The sequence below is a fragment of the Rhizobium sp. N621 genome (genome assembly GCF_001664325.1).
Taxonomy (GTDB): domain Bacteria; phylum Pseudomonadota; class Alphaproteobacteria; order Rhizobiales; family Rhizobiaceae; genus Rhizobium; species Rhizobium esperanzae.
Genome location: NZ_CP013498.1, coordinates 89,651 through 103,813, shown reverse-complemented (window position 1 = coordinate 103,813; position 14,163 = coordinate 89,651). Strand labels below are relative to the sequence as shown.

Genomic DNA, 14,163 nt, shown 5'->3' with positions numbered 1-14,163 from the left:
CCCCCTTACGTCTGGCCCATGGCGGAGGCCGGCATGCTGCGATTGGCGCGGCGTTCCGCGCCGTTGAAGATACGGTCGGAAAGACTGGTCAGGATCAGGTAGAGGCAGCCGCCGGCGATGAAGAACAGGAAATATTGCCGGGTCGAGCCGGCCGCCACCTGGCTGGTGCGCATCAGCTCGGCAAGGCCGGTGACCGAGATCAGCGCCGAATCCTTGAGGCTGAGCTGCCAGACATTGCCGAGGCCGGGAATGGCGAAGCGAAGCACTTGCGGGATGATGATGCGGCGGAAACGCATGCCGCGATGCATGCCGATCGCCGAAGCCGCTTCGAGCTCACCCTTGGAGATCGCCAGATAGGCGCCGCGAAACACCTCCGCCTGATAGGAGCCGGAGATGATGCCGACGGCAAGCGCGCCGGCGGCGAAGGAGGGCAGGCCGAGGAAACCCTCGTAGCCCATCGCCTTGCCGATCGAGGTGACGGCGGAGGAGCCGCCGAAATAGATCAGATAGATGATCAGCAGTTCCGGAACGCCGCGAAACACTGTTGTATAGACGTTGCCCAGCGAGACGAGGAGAGGATTGCCGGAAAGCTTCGCACCCGCGACGATCGCGCCCAGCACCGCGCCGATCGCAAGCGCCGTCGCGGTGACGGCCAGCGTCATCAAGGCAGCGAGAATGAGCAGCGCGCCCCATCCCGTCGAGCCGAAGCCAAGCAGTTCCAAGGTTGCCATAGCGTCCGTTCCCCGTCCGTGGCAGTGTTTTGTCGATCGAGAATAACACGCGGTCTCCGGCGATAAAGCCGGAGACCGGCGCCTGCGGCCAAAGGGCCGAAGCGCTTACTGTTGCGGGCTGACGTCGACCTTGAACCACTTCATCGAAAGGTTCTTGACCGTGCCGTCGGCGAGCGCCGATTTGATCGCCACGTTGAACTTGTCGCGCAGATCGGTGTCGGCCTTGCGGATGCCGAGGCCTTCGCCCTCGCCCCAGATCGAGCCGACGATTTCCGGGCCGGTGAAGTCGAGCGCGCCGTTGGCGGCCTGGAAGGCATTGGCGAAATAGACGGCGTCGTCGAATCCGAGGTCGATACGGCCGTTCTGCAGGTCGAGGTCGCGGTCGGCGCCGGTCTTGTATTCGCGGATCTCGGCAATATCACCGAAATTGTCATAGACGAACTTGGCGTAAACGGTCGCCGCCTGGATGCCAATCGTCTTGCCCTTGAAGGCTTCCTTCAGCGCGTCGATCTCCTTCACGCCGGTCTGGCCAGGCGTCATCTTGATCGTGGCACCGGTGCCGGCGGCTTTCGCCAGCGGGCTGTCCTTGGCGGTGGCGAAGGCGGCGGGGGTCGCAGCATAGGGAACGGTGAAGTCGATGACCTGCTTGCGCTCCTCGGTGATCGACAGCGCATCCATGATGACGTCGAACTTGCCGGCATTCAGTGCCGGGATCATGCCGTCCCAGTCGGAGGCGACGAGCGTGCATTCGATCTTGGCGCGCTCGCACAGCACCTTGGCAAGCTCCGGCTCGAAGCCGCCGAGCGTGCCGTCGGCATTGGTGAGGTTCCACGGCGCATAGGCGCCCTCGAGCGTGATGGTCGCCTTCGTCCAGTCCTTGGCAAAGGCGGGGGCGGCAAAGGCGGAAAAAGCGGCGACGCCGCAAAACAGGATGGCGCTAAATTTCATTGATGAATTCTCCTCTGGAGTTGAAACAGACCTTGCGGCACCGCCGATCTCCGCCGGCTTGCCCTTTCCGTCCTATTTTTATCTCGAGGACCGATTGGGAGGTTGTATATGGTACCATATGAGATATTTTGTGATATGCAAGAGGAAAGTCGATTATGTGGCAAATTGCATCCGTGCAAAAGGAATAGGCAATGAAGCGTTCCGGCGAGATGAAGCGCGACCTGGCGGGAAATGACAGCACGCCGCTTTACGCCGGCGTCAAGCAGGTGATCCTCGACCGCATCCACAGCGGCGAATGGCCGCCGAAATACCGCGTGCCGTCGGAAAACGAGCTGGTCGTCGAACTCGGCGTCAGCAAGATGACCGCCAACCGGGCGCTGCGCGAACTTGCCAGTGAAGGCGAACTCGTCCGCATCCAGGGCGTCGGCTCCTTCGTCGCCGAGCGCAAGGGTTATTCGGCACTGTTCGAGGTGCGCAACATCGCCGAGGAGATCGCCGAACGCGGCCATATCCATGAAGCCTCGGTCGTGGTTCTGGCCCGGGAAACCGCCTCTCCGGAGATCGCCGACGCCCTGGAGCTGGCAATCGGCGCCGCCGTTTTCCACTCGCTGATCGTCCACAGCGAAAACGGTGTCCCGGTGCAGATCGAGGACCGGTTCGTCCATCCGGAGGCCGCTCCCGAATATCTCGATCAGGATTTCACGACGCTGACGCCGAACGCCTATCTGACCGCCGCCGCCCCGCTCAGCGGCTCCGAGCACGTCGTCGAGGCGGCGATGCCGCAGGCCTGGGAATGCAAGCTGCTGACCATCCTGAAGAGCGAGCCGTGCCTGACGATCCGCCGGCGCACATGGTCGGCGAAACAGGTGGTTTCGACCGCCCGTCTCGTCTATCCCGGCTATCGCTACCGGCTGGAGGCGCGCAGCGGCAAGATGTTCGAAGACTAAAACACCTGTTATCTTGTATATGGAACCTTGCTTACTGCGACGCCGGTGTGAACCGCGCCACCAGTGCGTGACGATCGCCGGGATAGGTGAAGCGCACGTGGGTCACCGGTCCGGCGCCGCTCCAGGTGCGGCGCTCGACCACCAGGCAGGCGGTGTTGCGGGCGATGTCGAGGGCGGCCGCCACCTCGGCGCTGGCGGAAACGGCGTGAATCCGGTGTTCGGCGGTGCTCCACGGCACCTGGTTGAGCAGCCACGGCCCCGGCGCCACCGTCAGGAAATCGGCATCGGCCGCCTCCGGCACGGTCGCGAGGCTGATCAGCCGTTCCTCCAAACAGAAAGGCCGCGCGCCGGCATTGTGGATGCAGACCACTTCGACGACCGAGGACGCCAGAGGCAGCTCCAGCCGGCGGCTGTCTTCCGCCTTGGCCTTGCGGCTCGTCTTCTTCGACACCGCATAGGAATAAGGCAGGTTCAGCGACTGCACCTCGGCCTTGATGTCGTGGATTTCGAGAACCGCCGATTGCGCCTGCGGCTGTGTGACGAAACTGCCGGATTTCTTGCGGCGCTCGATCAGCCCAGCCTTGGCGAGCTGGGTCAGCACCTTGTTCACCGTCATCCGTGAGACGTCATACTGCGTGGCGAGATCGACCTCGAAGGGAATGCGATGCCCCGGCGGCCATTCGCCCGAGACGATACGGCCTTCGATGTCGCCCAGGATGCGCTGATGCAAGGTGGGATCCCTGCTTTGATTCATCGCCACGTTCCGATTGGTTTCCCGATCTAGTCCGAATGCCCCGCTCATGAAAAGCTCTTTTTCAGGCGGCCAGCAACTCACCCATCGCGGCAAGGAAGCGACGGTCGATGGCGTCACGCTTGCGATGGCGACCGCCCTCCACCTGCTTGCGGCCGCACGCCCAGACGCAATCGACGGAGATGCCGCCGGCAAACAGCCAGTGATCGAGGATCTGATCGCCGGAGAGATAAGGAACGGCTGACATATCGAGCGAAACGAGATCGGCGTGATGGCCCTCGACGAGACCGGCCGGGGCTTTCAGCGCCGCGGCTCCGCCGGCAAGCGCCTGGTTGAACAGCGACAGCGCCGTCGAACCGCCGGGTGCTGCAATGACGTTGCGGGCGCGCAGCGCCAGGCGCTGCGAATATTCGAGCTGGCGCAGTTCCTCCGGCAGGGAGATCCGCACGTTGGAATCCGAGCCGATGCCGTAGCGCCCGCCCTCGTCGAGGAAGAGCGGCGCGGCAAAGGCGCCGTCGCCGAGATTGGCCTCGGTGATCGGGCAGAGGCCGGCGATCGCCCCGCTTTTCGCCATCCGCCCCGTCTCGTCCTCGGTCATGTGCGTCGCGTGGATCAGGCACCAGCGCTCATCCACCGGCATATGATCGAGCAGCCATTGCACCGGCCGCGCGCCCGACCAGGCGATGCAGTCCTCGACCTCTTTTACCTGCTCGGCGACATGAATATGGATCGGACCGTCGCCCGCCATCGGCACGAGCTTCGCCAATTGCTCGGGTGTGGCGGCGCGCAGGCTGTGCGGCGCCAGTCCGAGTTCGGCGCCGTCGAGCCGGCCGGCCACTGCTCGGCATCCCTCCATCAGCCTTTCGAAACTTTCGAGCGAATTGATGAAACGCCGCTGGCCGTCGATCGGCGCCGCACCCCCGAAGCCGGAATGGCCATAGAAGACCGGTAGAAGCGTCAGGCCGATGCCGGTCTCCTGGCTTGCCGCACCGATACGTTCGGCAAGCTCGGCGATATTGGCATAGACGCCGCCATCCCTGTCGTGATGGAGATAATGGAACTCGCCGACGCGGGAAAAGCCCGCCTCCAGCATCTCCGCATAGAGCTTGGCCGCGACCGCCTCGACATGCTCCGGCGTCATCGCCAAAGCGAATTTGTACATGACCGTGCGCCAGCTCCAGAAGCTGTCGTTTGCCGGACCGCGCACCTCGGCAAGACCGGCCATCGCCCGCTGGAAGGCGTGGCTGTGCAGGTTGCCCATGGCCGGAACGATCAGGGCATGGCGCTCATCGCCGGGCGCGGCGGCGACGCCCACCTCGACCCGGGCGATGCGCCCGGCCTCGAGCGTCAGCCGCACGTCCTTCTGCCAGCCTTGCGGCGTCAGCGCCGTCCTCGCGTGAAGTATGGTCATGGCCTTTTCTCCCCTTCTGCCGCGCCGCCGATCTTTCTTTTCCAGAAGAGCGCGCAAAATTTCTCTTGTCACCTGCTTATTATGTATATACATGTTTCGGCATAAGGAAAGGCGCAAAGCTGATGACCGGGAACAATTTTTCTGAAGAAACCGCATCCGCCGAGGTCAGACCGGCGCTGTGGCGCAATGCGCGCTTGGCGACGCTCGCGCCTGACAGAGCCGGGCTCGGCATCATCGAAAAGGGCGCCGTTCTGATCGAAAACGGCCGCATCGCCTTTGCCGGCGCCGAAAGCGAGCTGCCGGCATCGGCCATCGAACGCTCCGACATCGTCGATCTCGAAGGCCGCTGGGTGACACCCGGTCTCGTCGACTGCCACACCCATATCGTTCACGGCGGCAATCGCGCCCGCGAATTCGAGATGCGCCTTGAGGGCGCGACCTATGAGGAGATTGCGCGGGCCGGCGGCGGCATCGTCTCCTCCGTTCAGGCAACCAATGCCCTGTCGGTCGAGGAACTTGTCGCCACGGCGCTGCCGCGGCTCGATACACTGCTTGCCGAAGGCGTGACGACGATCGAGATCAAATCCGGCTATGGCCTCAACCGCAGCGGTGAAGTGAAGATGCTGCAGAGCGCCCGCCTGCTCGGCCACATCAGGCCGGTGCGCGTCGCCACCAGCTATCTCGGCGCGCATGCGACGCCGGTGGAATATAAGGGCCGCAACGGCGACTATCTCGACGATGTCGTGCTGCCCGGCCTCGACGACATGTATAATCTCGGCCTTGCCGATGCCGTCGACGGCTTCTGCGAAGGCATCGCCTTTTCGACAGCCGAGATCGCCCGCGTCTTCGACAAGGCCAAAACGCTCGGCCTGCCGGTCAAGCTGCATGCCGAGCAGCTCTCCAATCTCGGCGGCGCCAAGCTGGCGGCCGCCTATGGCGCGCTTTCGGCCGATCACCTGGAATATCTCGACGAGGAAGGCGTTGCGGCGATGGCCGCTGCCGGCACCGTCGCTGTGCTGCTGCCCGGCGCCTTCTACGCCATCCATGAAAAGCAGAAGCCGCCGGTGGAGGCACTACGCCGGGCCGGCGTGCCGATCGCGATCGCCACCGATTGCAATCCGGGCACCTCGCCGCTCACCTCGATGCTGCTCACCATGAACATGTCGGCGACGCTGTTCGGCCTCACCGTCGAGGAATGCATCGCCGGCGCCACCCGCGAAGGCGCGCGCGCGCTCGGCCTCATCGGCGAGACCGGAACGCTCGAAGCCGGCAAATCCGCCGATCTCGCCGTCTGGAATATCGAGAGCCTTGCCGAGCTCGTCTACCGCATCGGCTTCAACCCGCTTCATACACGCGTCTTCAAAGGCGAAAGGAACGGTCGATGACCATCACGCTCCACCCGGGCTCCGTCTCGCTCAAGGACCTGGAAATCATCTATTGGACCGGCGAGCCGGCAAGGCTCGATCCCGCCTTCGATGCTGGCATTGCCAAAGCCGCCGCTCGCATCGCGGAGATCGCCGCCGGCAATGCGCCGGTTTACGGCATCAATACCGGCTTCGGCAAACTCGCCTCGATCAAGATCGACAGCGCTGACGTCGCCACGCTGCAGCGCAATCTCATCCTGTCGCATTGCTGCGGCATCGGTGCGCCGCTGCCGGAAAATATCGTCCGACTGATCATGGCGCTGAAGCTGGTGTCGCTCGGCCGCGGCGCCTCCGGCGTACGGCTGGAACTGGTGCGGCTGATCGAAGGCATGCTCGAAAAGGGCGTCATTCCGCTGATCCCGGAAAAGGGCTCGGTCGGCGCCTCCGGCGATCTTGCACCACTTGCCCACATGGCAGCGGTGATGATGGGCGAGGCCGAAGCCTTTTTCGCCGGCGAACGTCTTTCCGGCGCCGAGGCCCTTGCACGGGCCGGGCTGAAACCGGTGGTGCTCGCCGCCAAGGAAGGCCTGGCGCTGATCAACGGCACGCAGACCTCGACGGCGCTGGCGCTCGCCGGCCTCTTCCGCGCCCATCGTGCCGCGCAATCCGCCTTGATAACCGGCGCCATGTCGACTGACGCAGCCATGGGTTCCTCGGCACCCTTTCATGCCGATATCCATACGCTGCGCGGCCATAAGGGCCAGATCGATACCGCAGCGGCGCTTCGCGGCCTGCTCGAAAATTCCGTCATCCGCCAGAGCCATATCGAGGGCGACGAGCGTGTGCAGGATCCCTATTGCATCCGCTGCCAGCCGCAGGTCGACGGCGCCTGTCTCGATCTGCTGCGCTCGGTCGCCCGCACCCTCGAAATCGAGGCCAATGCCGTCACAGACAATCCGCTGGTGCTGTCGGACAACTCGGTTGTGTCAGGCGGCAATTTCCACGCCGAACCCGTCGCCTTCGCCGCCGACCAGATCGCGCTCGCCGTCTGCGAGATCGGCGCCATTTCGCAGCGCCGCATCGCTTTGCTGGTCGATCCGGTGCTTTCCTACGGCCTGCCGGCCTTTCTCGCCAAGAAGCCGGGCCTGAACTCCGGCCTGATGATCGCCGAAGTCACCTCGGCGGCGCTGATGTCCGAGAATAAGCAGATGTCGCACCCCGCCTCGGTCGATTCGACGCCGACATCGGCCAACCAGGAAGACCATGTCTCGATGGCCTGCCACGGCGCCCGGCGCCTGCTTGGCATGACCGAAAACCTGTTCGGCATCATCGGTATCGAGGCGCTGACCGCGGCCCAAGGCGTCGAACTGCGCGCGCCGCTTTCGACGAGCCCGGAGCTTTCGAAAGCGATCGCCGCGATTCGCAGCCAGGTGCCGAGCCTCGATAACGACCGCTACATGGCGGGCGATCTCGCCGCCGCCGCCGAGCTGGTGGCGACGGGGGCGCTGAATGCTTCGGTTTCGTCAGGTATCTTGCCGGTTTTGGAGGGTTGATCGTGATGTATGCGCATCTGGCACCCCCCTCTGTCCTGCCGGACATCTCCCCCACAAGGGGGGAGATCGACTCGCGGGTGGAATCTGCCCAAACAATCGATGCTGGAACGAGCGGGTCCGCCGAGCTGATCTCCCCCCTTGTGGGGGAGATGTCCGGCAGGACAGAGGGGGGTAATGCCCGAGACGCCGGAGATCTTTGCTTATGACCGAACCATACGAAATCCATCGGGGTACCTCCCCCGTCATCCTCGCCTTCCCGCATACCGGCACCGACGTGCCGCCGGCGATTTACGACCGCCTCAACGACAACGGCCGGATCCTCGCCGATACCGACTGGCATATCCACGAGCTCTATGACGGGCTGCTGTCCGACGCCACGACCGTGCGCGCCACCTTCCACCGCTACGTAATCGATGCCAACCGAGATCCGGCCGGCGTCAGCCTCTATCCCGGCCAGAACACCACCGGTCTCGTCCCGGCAACGGACTTCGACGGCAAGCCGATCTGGAAGGATGGGCAGGCGCCCGACGAGGCCGATATCGCGGCGCGGCTCAGGGATTTTCATGCGCCCTATCATGCGGCTCTTACAGCCGAGATCGAGCGCGTCAGGGCCATCCATGGCGTGGCTGTCCTTTATGATTGCCACTCGATCCGCTCGCACAGTCCCTTCCTCTTCGAAGGCAAGTTGCCGGATTTCAATATCGGCACCGATATGGGCAGGACCTGCGACAGCGCCATCGAACAGGCGACGCTGACCGTCGTCGAAGCCGCGGAAGGCTATGACAGCGTGCTCAACGGCCGCTTCAAGGGCGGCTGGACGACCCGCCATTATGGCCGGCCGGAAACCGGCGTGCATGCGATCCAGATGGAGCTCGCGCAATCGACCCATCTGCAGACCGAAGCGCCGCCCTTTGCCTATGACGCCGCCAAGGCCGACAGGCTTCGCGTCCATCTCAAAGACATTCTGGTGCGCATTGAGCAGATCGCACCAGGCCTGAAACGATAACGATCACCGACAGGGGAACCGCCATGAGCAATCCACGCCATAACATCCGCGAAATCCGCGCGCCCCGCGGCAGCGAGCTCAATGCCAAGAGCTGGATGACCGAAGCGCCGCTGCGCATGCTGATGAACAATCTCGATCCCGATGTCGCGGAAAACCCGAACGAGCTCGTCGTCTATGGCGGCATCGGCCGCGCCGCCCGCACCTGGGAAGATTTCGATCGCATCGTCGCGACGCTGAAGACGCTGACGGAAGAAGAAACGCTCCTCGTCCAATCCGGCAAGCCGGTCGGCGTCTTCCGCACCCACAAGGATGCGCCGCGTGTGCTGATCGCCAATTCCAACCTCGTGCCGCATTGGGCGACCTGGGATCATTTCAACGAGCTTGATAAGAAGGGCCTTGCCATGTACGGCCAGATGACGGCCGGCTCTTGGATCTATATCGGCACGCAGGGCATCGTGCAGGGCACCTACGAGACCTTCGTCGAGGCCGGCCGCCAGCATTACGGCGGCAATCTCAAGGGCAAATGGATCCTGACCGGCGGCCTCGGCGGCATGGGGGGCGCCCAGCCGCTCGCCGCCGTCATGGCCGGCGCCTGCTGCCTCGCCGTCGAATGCAACCCCGACTCGATCGATTTCCGCCTGCGCACCCGCTATCTCGACGCCAAGGCCGAAACGCTCGACGAAGCGCTCGAGATGATCGACCGCTGGACCAAATCAGGCGAAGCCAAATCCGTCGGCCTGCTCGGCAATGCCGCCCAAATCCTGCCGGAAATGGTCCGTCGCGGCATCCGCCCCGATATGGTCACCGACCAGACCTCGGCCCACGACCCGATCAACGGCTACCTGCCGAAGGGCTGGACGATGGCCGAATGGAAGGCCAAGCGCGAAAGCGATCCGAAGGCGGTGGAAAAAGCGGCGCGCGCCTCGATGCGCGAGCATGTCGAGGCGATGATCGCCTTCTGGAACGCCGGCATTCCGACCCTCGACTACGGCAACAACATCCGCCAGGTCGCGAAGGAAGAAGGCCTCGAAAACGCCTTCGCCTTCCCCGGCTTCGTGCCGGCCTATATAAGACCGCTGTTCTGCCGCGGCATCGGCCCCTTCCGCTGGGCCGCCCTGTCAGGCGACCCGGAGGATATCTACAAGACCGATGCCAAGGTGAGGGAGCTGACCCCCGGCAATACCCACCTGCACAACTGGCTCGACATGGCGAGAGAACGCATCTCCTTCCAGGGCCTGCCCGCGCGTATCTGCTGGGTCGGCCTCGGCGACCGTCACCGCCTGGCTCTGGCCTTCAATGACATGGTCAAGAACGGCGAGCTTTCAGCTCCGATCGTCATCGGCCGCGACCATCTCGACTCCGGCTCCGTCGCCTCGCCGAACCGCGAAACCGAAGCCATGAAAGACGGCTCGGACGCCGTCTCCGACTGGCCGCTGCTGAACGCCCTGCTCAACACCGCGTCGGGCGCCACCTGGGTATCGCTGCACCATGGCGGCGGTGTCGGCATGGGCTTCTCCCAGCACTCCGGCGTCGTCATCTGCGCCGATGGCACCGACGATGCGGCAAAGCGTCTCGAGCGGGTGCTCTGGAACGATCCGGCGACCGGCGTCATGCGCCACGCCGATGCCGGCTACGACATCGCCCTCGATTGCGCGAGGGACAAGGGCCTGCGCCTGCCCGGCATTCTCGGGAACTGAGCCCCATGCGGATCCTGCGCGCCGGCGATCACAAGCGCATGCCGTGGAAAAACGGCGGCGGCGAAACGGTGGAGATCGCCGTTTCGCCGGAAGCGGGCGGCCTTGCCGGCTTCGACTGGCGCGTCAGCATGGCAACCGTCGCCGCCGACGGGCCGTTTTCGATCTTCCCGGGCATCGACCGGACACTTGTGATCCTCGACGGCAACGGCATGGTGCTCGACATCGAAGGCAGCATACCGGTGCTGCTGACGACGGCGAGCGATCCCCTCGCCTTCCCGGCAGATATCCCGGTGGCTGCCAGGCTCCAGGACGGCGCGATCACCGATCTCAACGTCATGACGCGCCGCGACGGTCTCGCCCACACGCTGATCCGCATCGACATCGACGGCGGCACGTCCGTGCCGCTGACGTCGTCGACATGCCTGCTGCTCTGCCATCGCGGCGCATTGTCGTTCAGGCGGGACGGTGAGAGCGGCACGCTTGCGGCCGGCGATGCGCTGCTGATTGCGGATGCGGCTGGAACCGCACTGGAAATCGACGGCGAGGCCAGATGTTATCTCGTCTCGATCGCCACGCCCTGATCTTCGCACAACGGCTTGAAAAAACGGGACAATCGAAAAATGGCTTGGGCCTTCGCAGCGACGATTGCGATTTCCGGCCATGGACGTCATTCCTACTTTTGGTCTAAACTTCGCCTTGCTGATGCAGAAGAAGACCTAGACTGTCCGGACGTGCCGGGTAGCAATGGAGCAGGCGTGACGGATCCCTACGATATTCTCGGAGTTGACCGCGATGCGGACGAGGCCCAGCTGAAGGCCGCCTATCGGCGCCTGGCGAAGGTTGCCCACCCGGATTCGGGCGGCGATTCGCAAGCCTTCGACAATCTGCAGAAGGCCTATGCGCTGCTTCTCGACCCGGTCCGCCGCAAGGTTTACGACGACACCGGCTATGATGTCGAGTTCGCCGATGCCGCCGAGCTGCAGGCGCTTGTCATCATTGAGAAGCTCGTCACCGACGCGGTGCTCGACGAGCGCGCGCCCGGAAGTTTCGATCCCGTCGCCGTGATGCAGGACAGCCTGTCGGAGGAACTGCGCAAGGCGCGGTTCAGCAAGAGTGAACTGGAACGCCACGCCTCACGCGTCGGCCTGCACCTGGAGCGCCTAGAAAAACAGTCCGGCCGCGATGTGCTCGCCCATATGTTCCGCGCCCGCATCGAAGCGATCGCCAAGGCGGTCGCGGAAACCGAGGCGAAGATCAAGGCGACCGAACGCGCCGCCGACATGCTGAGCGGCTATGTCTACGACATCGATCCGTCGCTGTTGCCGGAGGCCTCGGTCACAAACCTCGAATGGATCGAGCCCTCCAGAAACCGCTCCACCGGCTGATGAAGCGCGCTGACGCGTCAATAGGACAGCTTCGGATACCAGTCCGGCGCGCGGCCTTCCGGCGTCGTGTCGATCAAGGTCCAGAGCGGCATCAGGTCGGGGGCGCCGCGCGGATCCTCGCCGGGATCGGAGGTGACGTCGCCCATTTCCTGGCTCCAGAAGTGGCGGATGGTGCCGTCGCGCCGTGTGAAGACGTTATAGGCAGGGTCATCGCCGCCGCCTTTGCCGATGGCGTTGTAGTCGCGGCTGTAATCGCCGGTCGTGTCGGAATAGAGCGGCAGGTGATGCCAGCCGCGTTCCTTCTTGAAGGCAAGCAGCTTTCCGATCGGCGAGCGGGCTACGACCGCAAGGGCGGCGCGTTGCTGGATGTCAGGCACCTCACCGTCCCAGGCCGACAGCAGCGAGGTACACATCGGGCATGGGCGCTCGCGCTCGGGGCCGAACATGTAGCTGTAGACGATCAGCGTGTCCTTGCCGGCGAAGAGTTCGGTGAGCGAGATCGGCCCGTCGGCACCTTCGAAGCGGTAATCCTTCTTCACCGCGCCGCCCGGCGGCAGCGCCCGGCGCTGTCTCGCGACGCGCTCGATGTGCCGGCGCAATTCGATCTCCTCGGCAAGCAGCGCGTCGCGGGCTCTGCGATATTCCTCGCTCTCGTTGGGAAAACGGACGCCGTTTTTTGCCGCGAGCACGGCGGCGGGTACCAGCTGTTGATCATCCATCACATATCCTCCTTCTATCGTCGCGTCTCTGGCGCTCAAAGGATGTGCCGCGATCGCAACGGATTTCCAGCACATCGTTAGAATGACGATCCGCAGATGCGAAAATCGACAGGACCGGCTGGAAAAATCCGCCTTCGAGGAGGAGTGGAACAGAAAACCGCGGTAGCGACCGAGGCGACCGGCATGAAGAACTTCATGCCGGTGCTACCGTTCGCGTGATGCCGTGCCGCTTCTCTGTCTTTCAGTGCTTGAGAACGACCTTCCCGGGAGCGCCTGCCGCAACCGCGTTTTGGGCGAGGCCGATCTGGTCCAGGGTGAAGGTGTAGGAAATCGGGATCACCAGCTCACCGCTGGCGGCGGATGCCAGAATAGCGTCGAGCATGGCCGCGTCGGTGCGATGGTAGAGTTCACGGACGATAACGCGGCCTGCGGTATTGGCGCCTTCCGGCACCGGAACGATGCTCGCAACCGTGCCACCGTCGCGGACATGACCGATGAGGTTGCCGGCCACCGGGCCGGCCGTGCTGATCGCATAGTCGAAGCTTGGGCTTGCGGCGGCAACCGTGATGTCGAGCGCTTCGCCCGCCAGCCCCCGGCCTTCGTTCAGCCGCTCGGGCCGGACGCCGGCAACCGGCTGGGCGCCGATCTGCTTGAGATATTGAATGGCGGACCGTCCGACCGTGCCGAGGCCGCCGGAAACCAGAACCCGTTCGCCGGCCTTGACGCCGAGCGCTTCGACGGTCTGCCGGCCGGTAAGACCTGCCTTGACCAGCGAGGCGCCCTGCTCGAAGCCGAGTGCGGCGGGCAGCCTTGCGATGGATGTCGAGGGAACGACACCATACTCTGCATGGGCGCCTTTGCCGTTTGCGGCAAAATCGGCGACGACCCGCTCGCCGACCGCAAAACCGGTCACGCCTTCGCCGAGGGCCGAGATGGTGCCGGCGGCGTCACCGCCGAGCACGGCCGGCAGCGGAAGCGGGATATACTGGGCCATGAGGCCCTGGCGGAGAATGAGATCGAAAGGGTTGACGGCGGATGCCTCGATCTTGATCAGGACTTCGCCCGGTCCTGGCTTCGGCGCCGGAAGGTCCGCGATTTCGAACTGGTCGACATCACCGTAGGATTTGAGAAGTGCCGCTTTCATGGCGTCTCCAGAATTTCAGCGTTTCGTTATGCCCAATTGCCGCCCGGCAGCCGGGCACAGGCGATTTCCGGATAGTGCCGTCTCAGGCCGTGGCGGGACGACGCGCAGTGTCGAGCGTCCAGGCGCCGCCGCCGGCAAAGGCGATGTAGAAGAAGATGAAGCAGAACAGGATGGCGCCTTCGCCCATGTTGAGCGCCGGCCAGAAGCCATACGGCATGTGGCCCATGAAGTAGGCGGCAGCCATTTCGCCCGAAGCGATGAATGCTGCGATGCGCGTTTGAAATCCGACGAGCATCAGAGCAGAGGTGATTTCGATCGCGCCTGCAACCAGCATGATGGTGGGCAGCGGATAGGGGACGCCTTGAATCGGACCCGGAAACTGCAGAAACTTCATGGTTGCATGTTCGAGGAAGAGTAAGGCCGCCATAATGCGCAGAAGTGCGAGGACGTATGGCGTCCATTTGCCGGTATTGGTCATCGAGTTTCTCCAACGAGGTTGAGGGGAGG

At 64.0% G+C, this 14,163-nt stretch carries 14 protein-coding genes; 7 read left to right on the top strand and 7 right to left on the bottom strand.

The genetic code is table 11. The features are described 5' to 3' along the window. Positions 1-5: 5 nt before the first annotated feature. Complete coding sequence (locus AMK00_RS25115) at positions 6-731, bottom strand: ABC transporter permease (RefSeq protein ID WP_064812080.1); 726 nt, start codon at positions 729-731, stop codon at positions 6-8. Between the two features lie 105 nt (positions 732-836). Continuing rightward, entirely contained in the window at positions 837-1,679 is an 843-nt protein-coding gene (locus tag AMK00_RS25110; RefSeq protein WP_012490473.1) for a transporter substrate-binding domain-containing protein, read from the bottom strand. Positions 1,680-1,870: 191 nt separating this feature from the next. Here AMK00_RS25110 and hutC (AMK00_RS25105) point away from each other — a divergent pair, with 191 nt between their 5' ends. Then, positions 1,871-2,626 (top strand): histidine utilization repressor, encoded by a 756-nt coding sequence (gene hutC / locus AMK00_RS25105; RefSeq protein WP_064812079.1) that lies wholly within the window; start codon positions 1,871-1,873, stop codon positions 2,624-2,626. Positions 2,627-2,657: 31 nt separating this feature from the next. Here the strand turns inward: hutC (AMK00_RS25105) and hutC (AMK00_RS25100) are convergent, their stop codons facing one another. Together hutC (AMK00_RS25100) and AMK00_RS25095 are read right to left on the bottom strand one after the other, a co-directional pair. Then, positions 2,658-3,380 carry a histidine utilization repressor gene (hutC, locus tag AMK00_RS25100; protein ID WP_064808163.1) on the bottom strand — a complete coding sequence of 241 codons (723 nt, stop codon included), beginning with the start codon at positions 3,378-3,380 and terminating at the stop codon, positions 2,658-2,660. 61 nt (positions 3,381-3,441) lie between these two features. Continuing rightward, positions 3,442-4,788: a formimidoylglutamate deiminase gene (locus tag AMK00_RS25095; protein ID WP_064812078.1), complete on the bottom strand. Its 1,347-nt coding sequence runs from the start codon at positions 4,786-4,788 to the stop codon at positions 3,442-3,444. 122 nt (positions 4,789-4,910) lie between these two features. Here AMK00_RS25095 and hutI point away from each other — a divergent pair, with 122 nt between their 5' ends. From hutI to AMK00_RS25060, 6 genes are all read left to right on the top strand, one after another. Then, positions 4,911-6,173 carry an imidazolonepropionase gene (gene hutI / locus AMK00_RS25090; RefSeq protein ID WP_064812077.1) on the top strand — a complete coding sequence of 421 codons (1,263 nt, stop codon included), beginning with the start codon at positions 4,911-4,913 and terminating at the stop codon, positions 6,171-6,173. Next, positions 6,170-7,705 carry a histidine ammonia-lyase gene (gene hutH / locus AMK00_RS25085; RefSeq protein WP_064812076.1) on the top strand — a complete coding sequence of 512 codons (1,536 nt, stop codon included), beginning with the start codon at positions 6,170-6,172 and terminating at the stop codon, positions 7,703-7,705. The genes hutI and hutH overlap by 4 nt, the downstream gene beginning before the upstream one ends. Before the next feature lie 202 nt (positions 7,706-7,907). Then, on the top strand, positions 7,908-8,711 hold the full coding sequence (gene hutG / locus AMK00_RS25075) for an N-formylglutamate deformylase (RefSeq protein ID WP_064812074.1): 804 nt from the start codon (positions 7,908-7,910) through the stop codon (positions 8,709-8,711). Positions 8,712-8,734: 23 nt separating this feature from the next. After that, the gene (hutU, locus tag AMK00_RS25070) at positions 8,735-10,408 is read left to right on the top strand and encodes a urocanate hydratase (protein ID WP_064812073.1); all 1,674 of its coding nucleotides are present in this window, start codon (positions 8,735-8,737) and stop codon (positions 10,406-10,408) included. Between the two features lie 5 nt (positions 10,409-10,413). Continuing rightward, the gene (locus tag AMK00_RS25065; RefSeq protein WP_064812072.1) at positions 10,414-10,989 is read left to right on the top strand and encodes a HutD/Ves family protein; all 576 of its coding nucleotides are present in this window, start codon (positions 10,414-10,416) and stop codon (positions 10,987-10,989) included. A 174-nt stretch (positions 10,990-11,163) separates the two neighbouring features. Then, positions 11,164-11,793: a J domain-containing protein gene (locus tag AMK00_RS25060; RefSeq protein ID WP_064808149.1), complete on the top strand. Its 630-nt coding sequence runs from the start codon at positions 11,164-11,166 to the stop codon at positions 11,791-11,793. A gap of 17 nt (positions 11,794-11,810) precedes the next feature. On the opposite strand, the gene AMK00_RS25055 is transcribed toward AMK00_RS25060, so the two are convergent. The 3 genes from AMK00_RS25055 to AMK00_RS25045 form a co-directional block, all read right to left on the bottom strand. After that, entirely contained in the window at positions 11,811-12,512 is a 702-nt protein-coding gene (locus AMK00_RS25055) for a DUF899 domain-containing protein (RefSeq protein ID WP_064812071.1), read from the bottom strand. 241 nt (positions 12,513-12,753) lie between these two features. Next, positions 12,754-13,656, bottom strand: coding sequence for an NADP-dependent oxidoreductase (locus AMK00_RS25050; RefSeq protein ID WP_064812070.1), 903 nt, complete (start codon positions 13,654-13,656; stop codon positions 12,754-12,756). An 82-nt stretch (positions 13,657-13,738) separates the two neighbouring features. Then, on the bottom strand, positions 13,739-14,134 hold the full coding sequence (locus AMK00_RS25045) for a DoxX family protein (RefSeq protein WP_064812069.1): 396 nt from the start codon (positions 14,132-14,134) through the stop codon (positions 13,739-13,741). Positions 14,135-14,163: the final 29 nt, after the last annotated feature.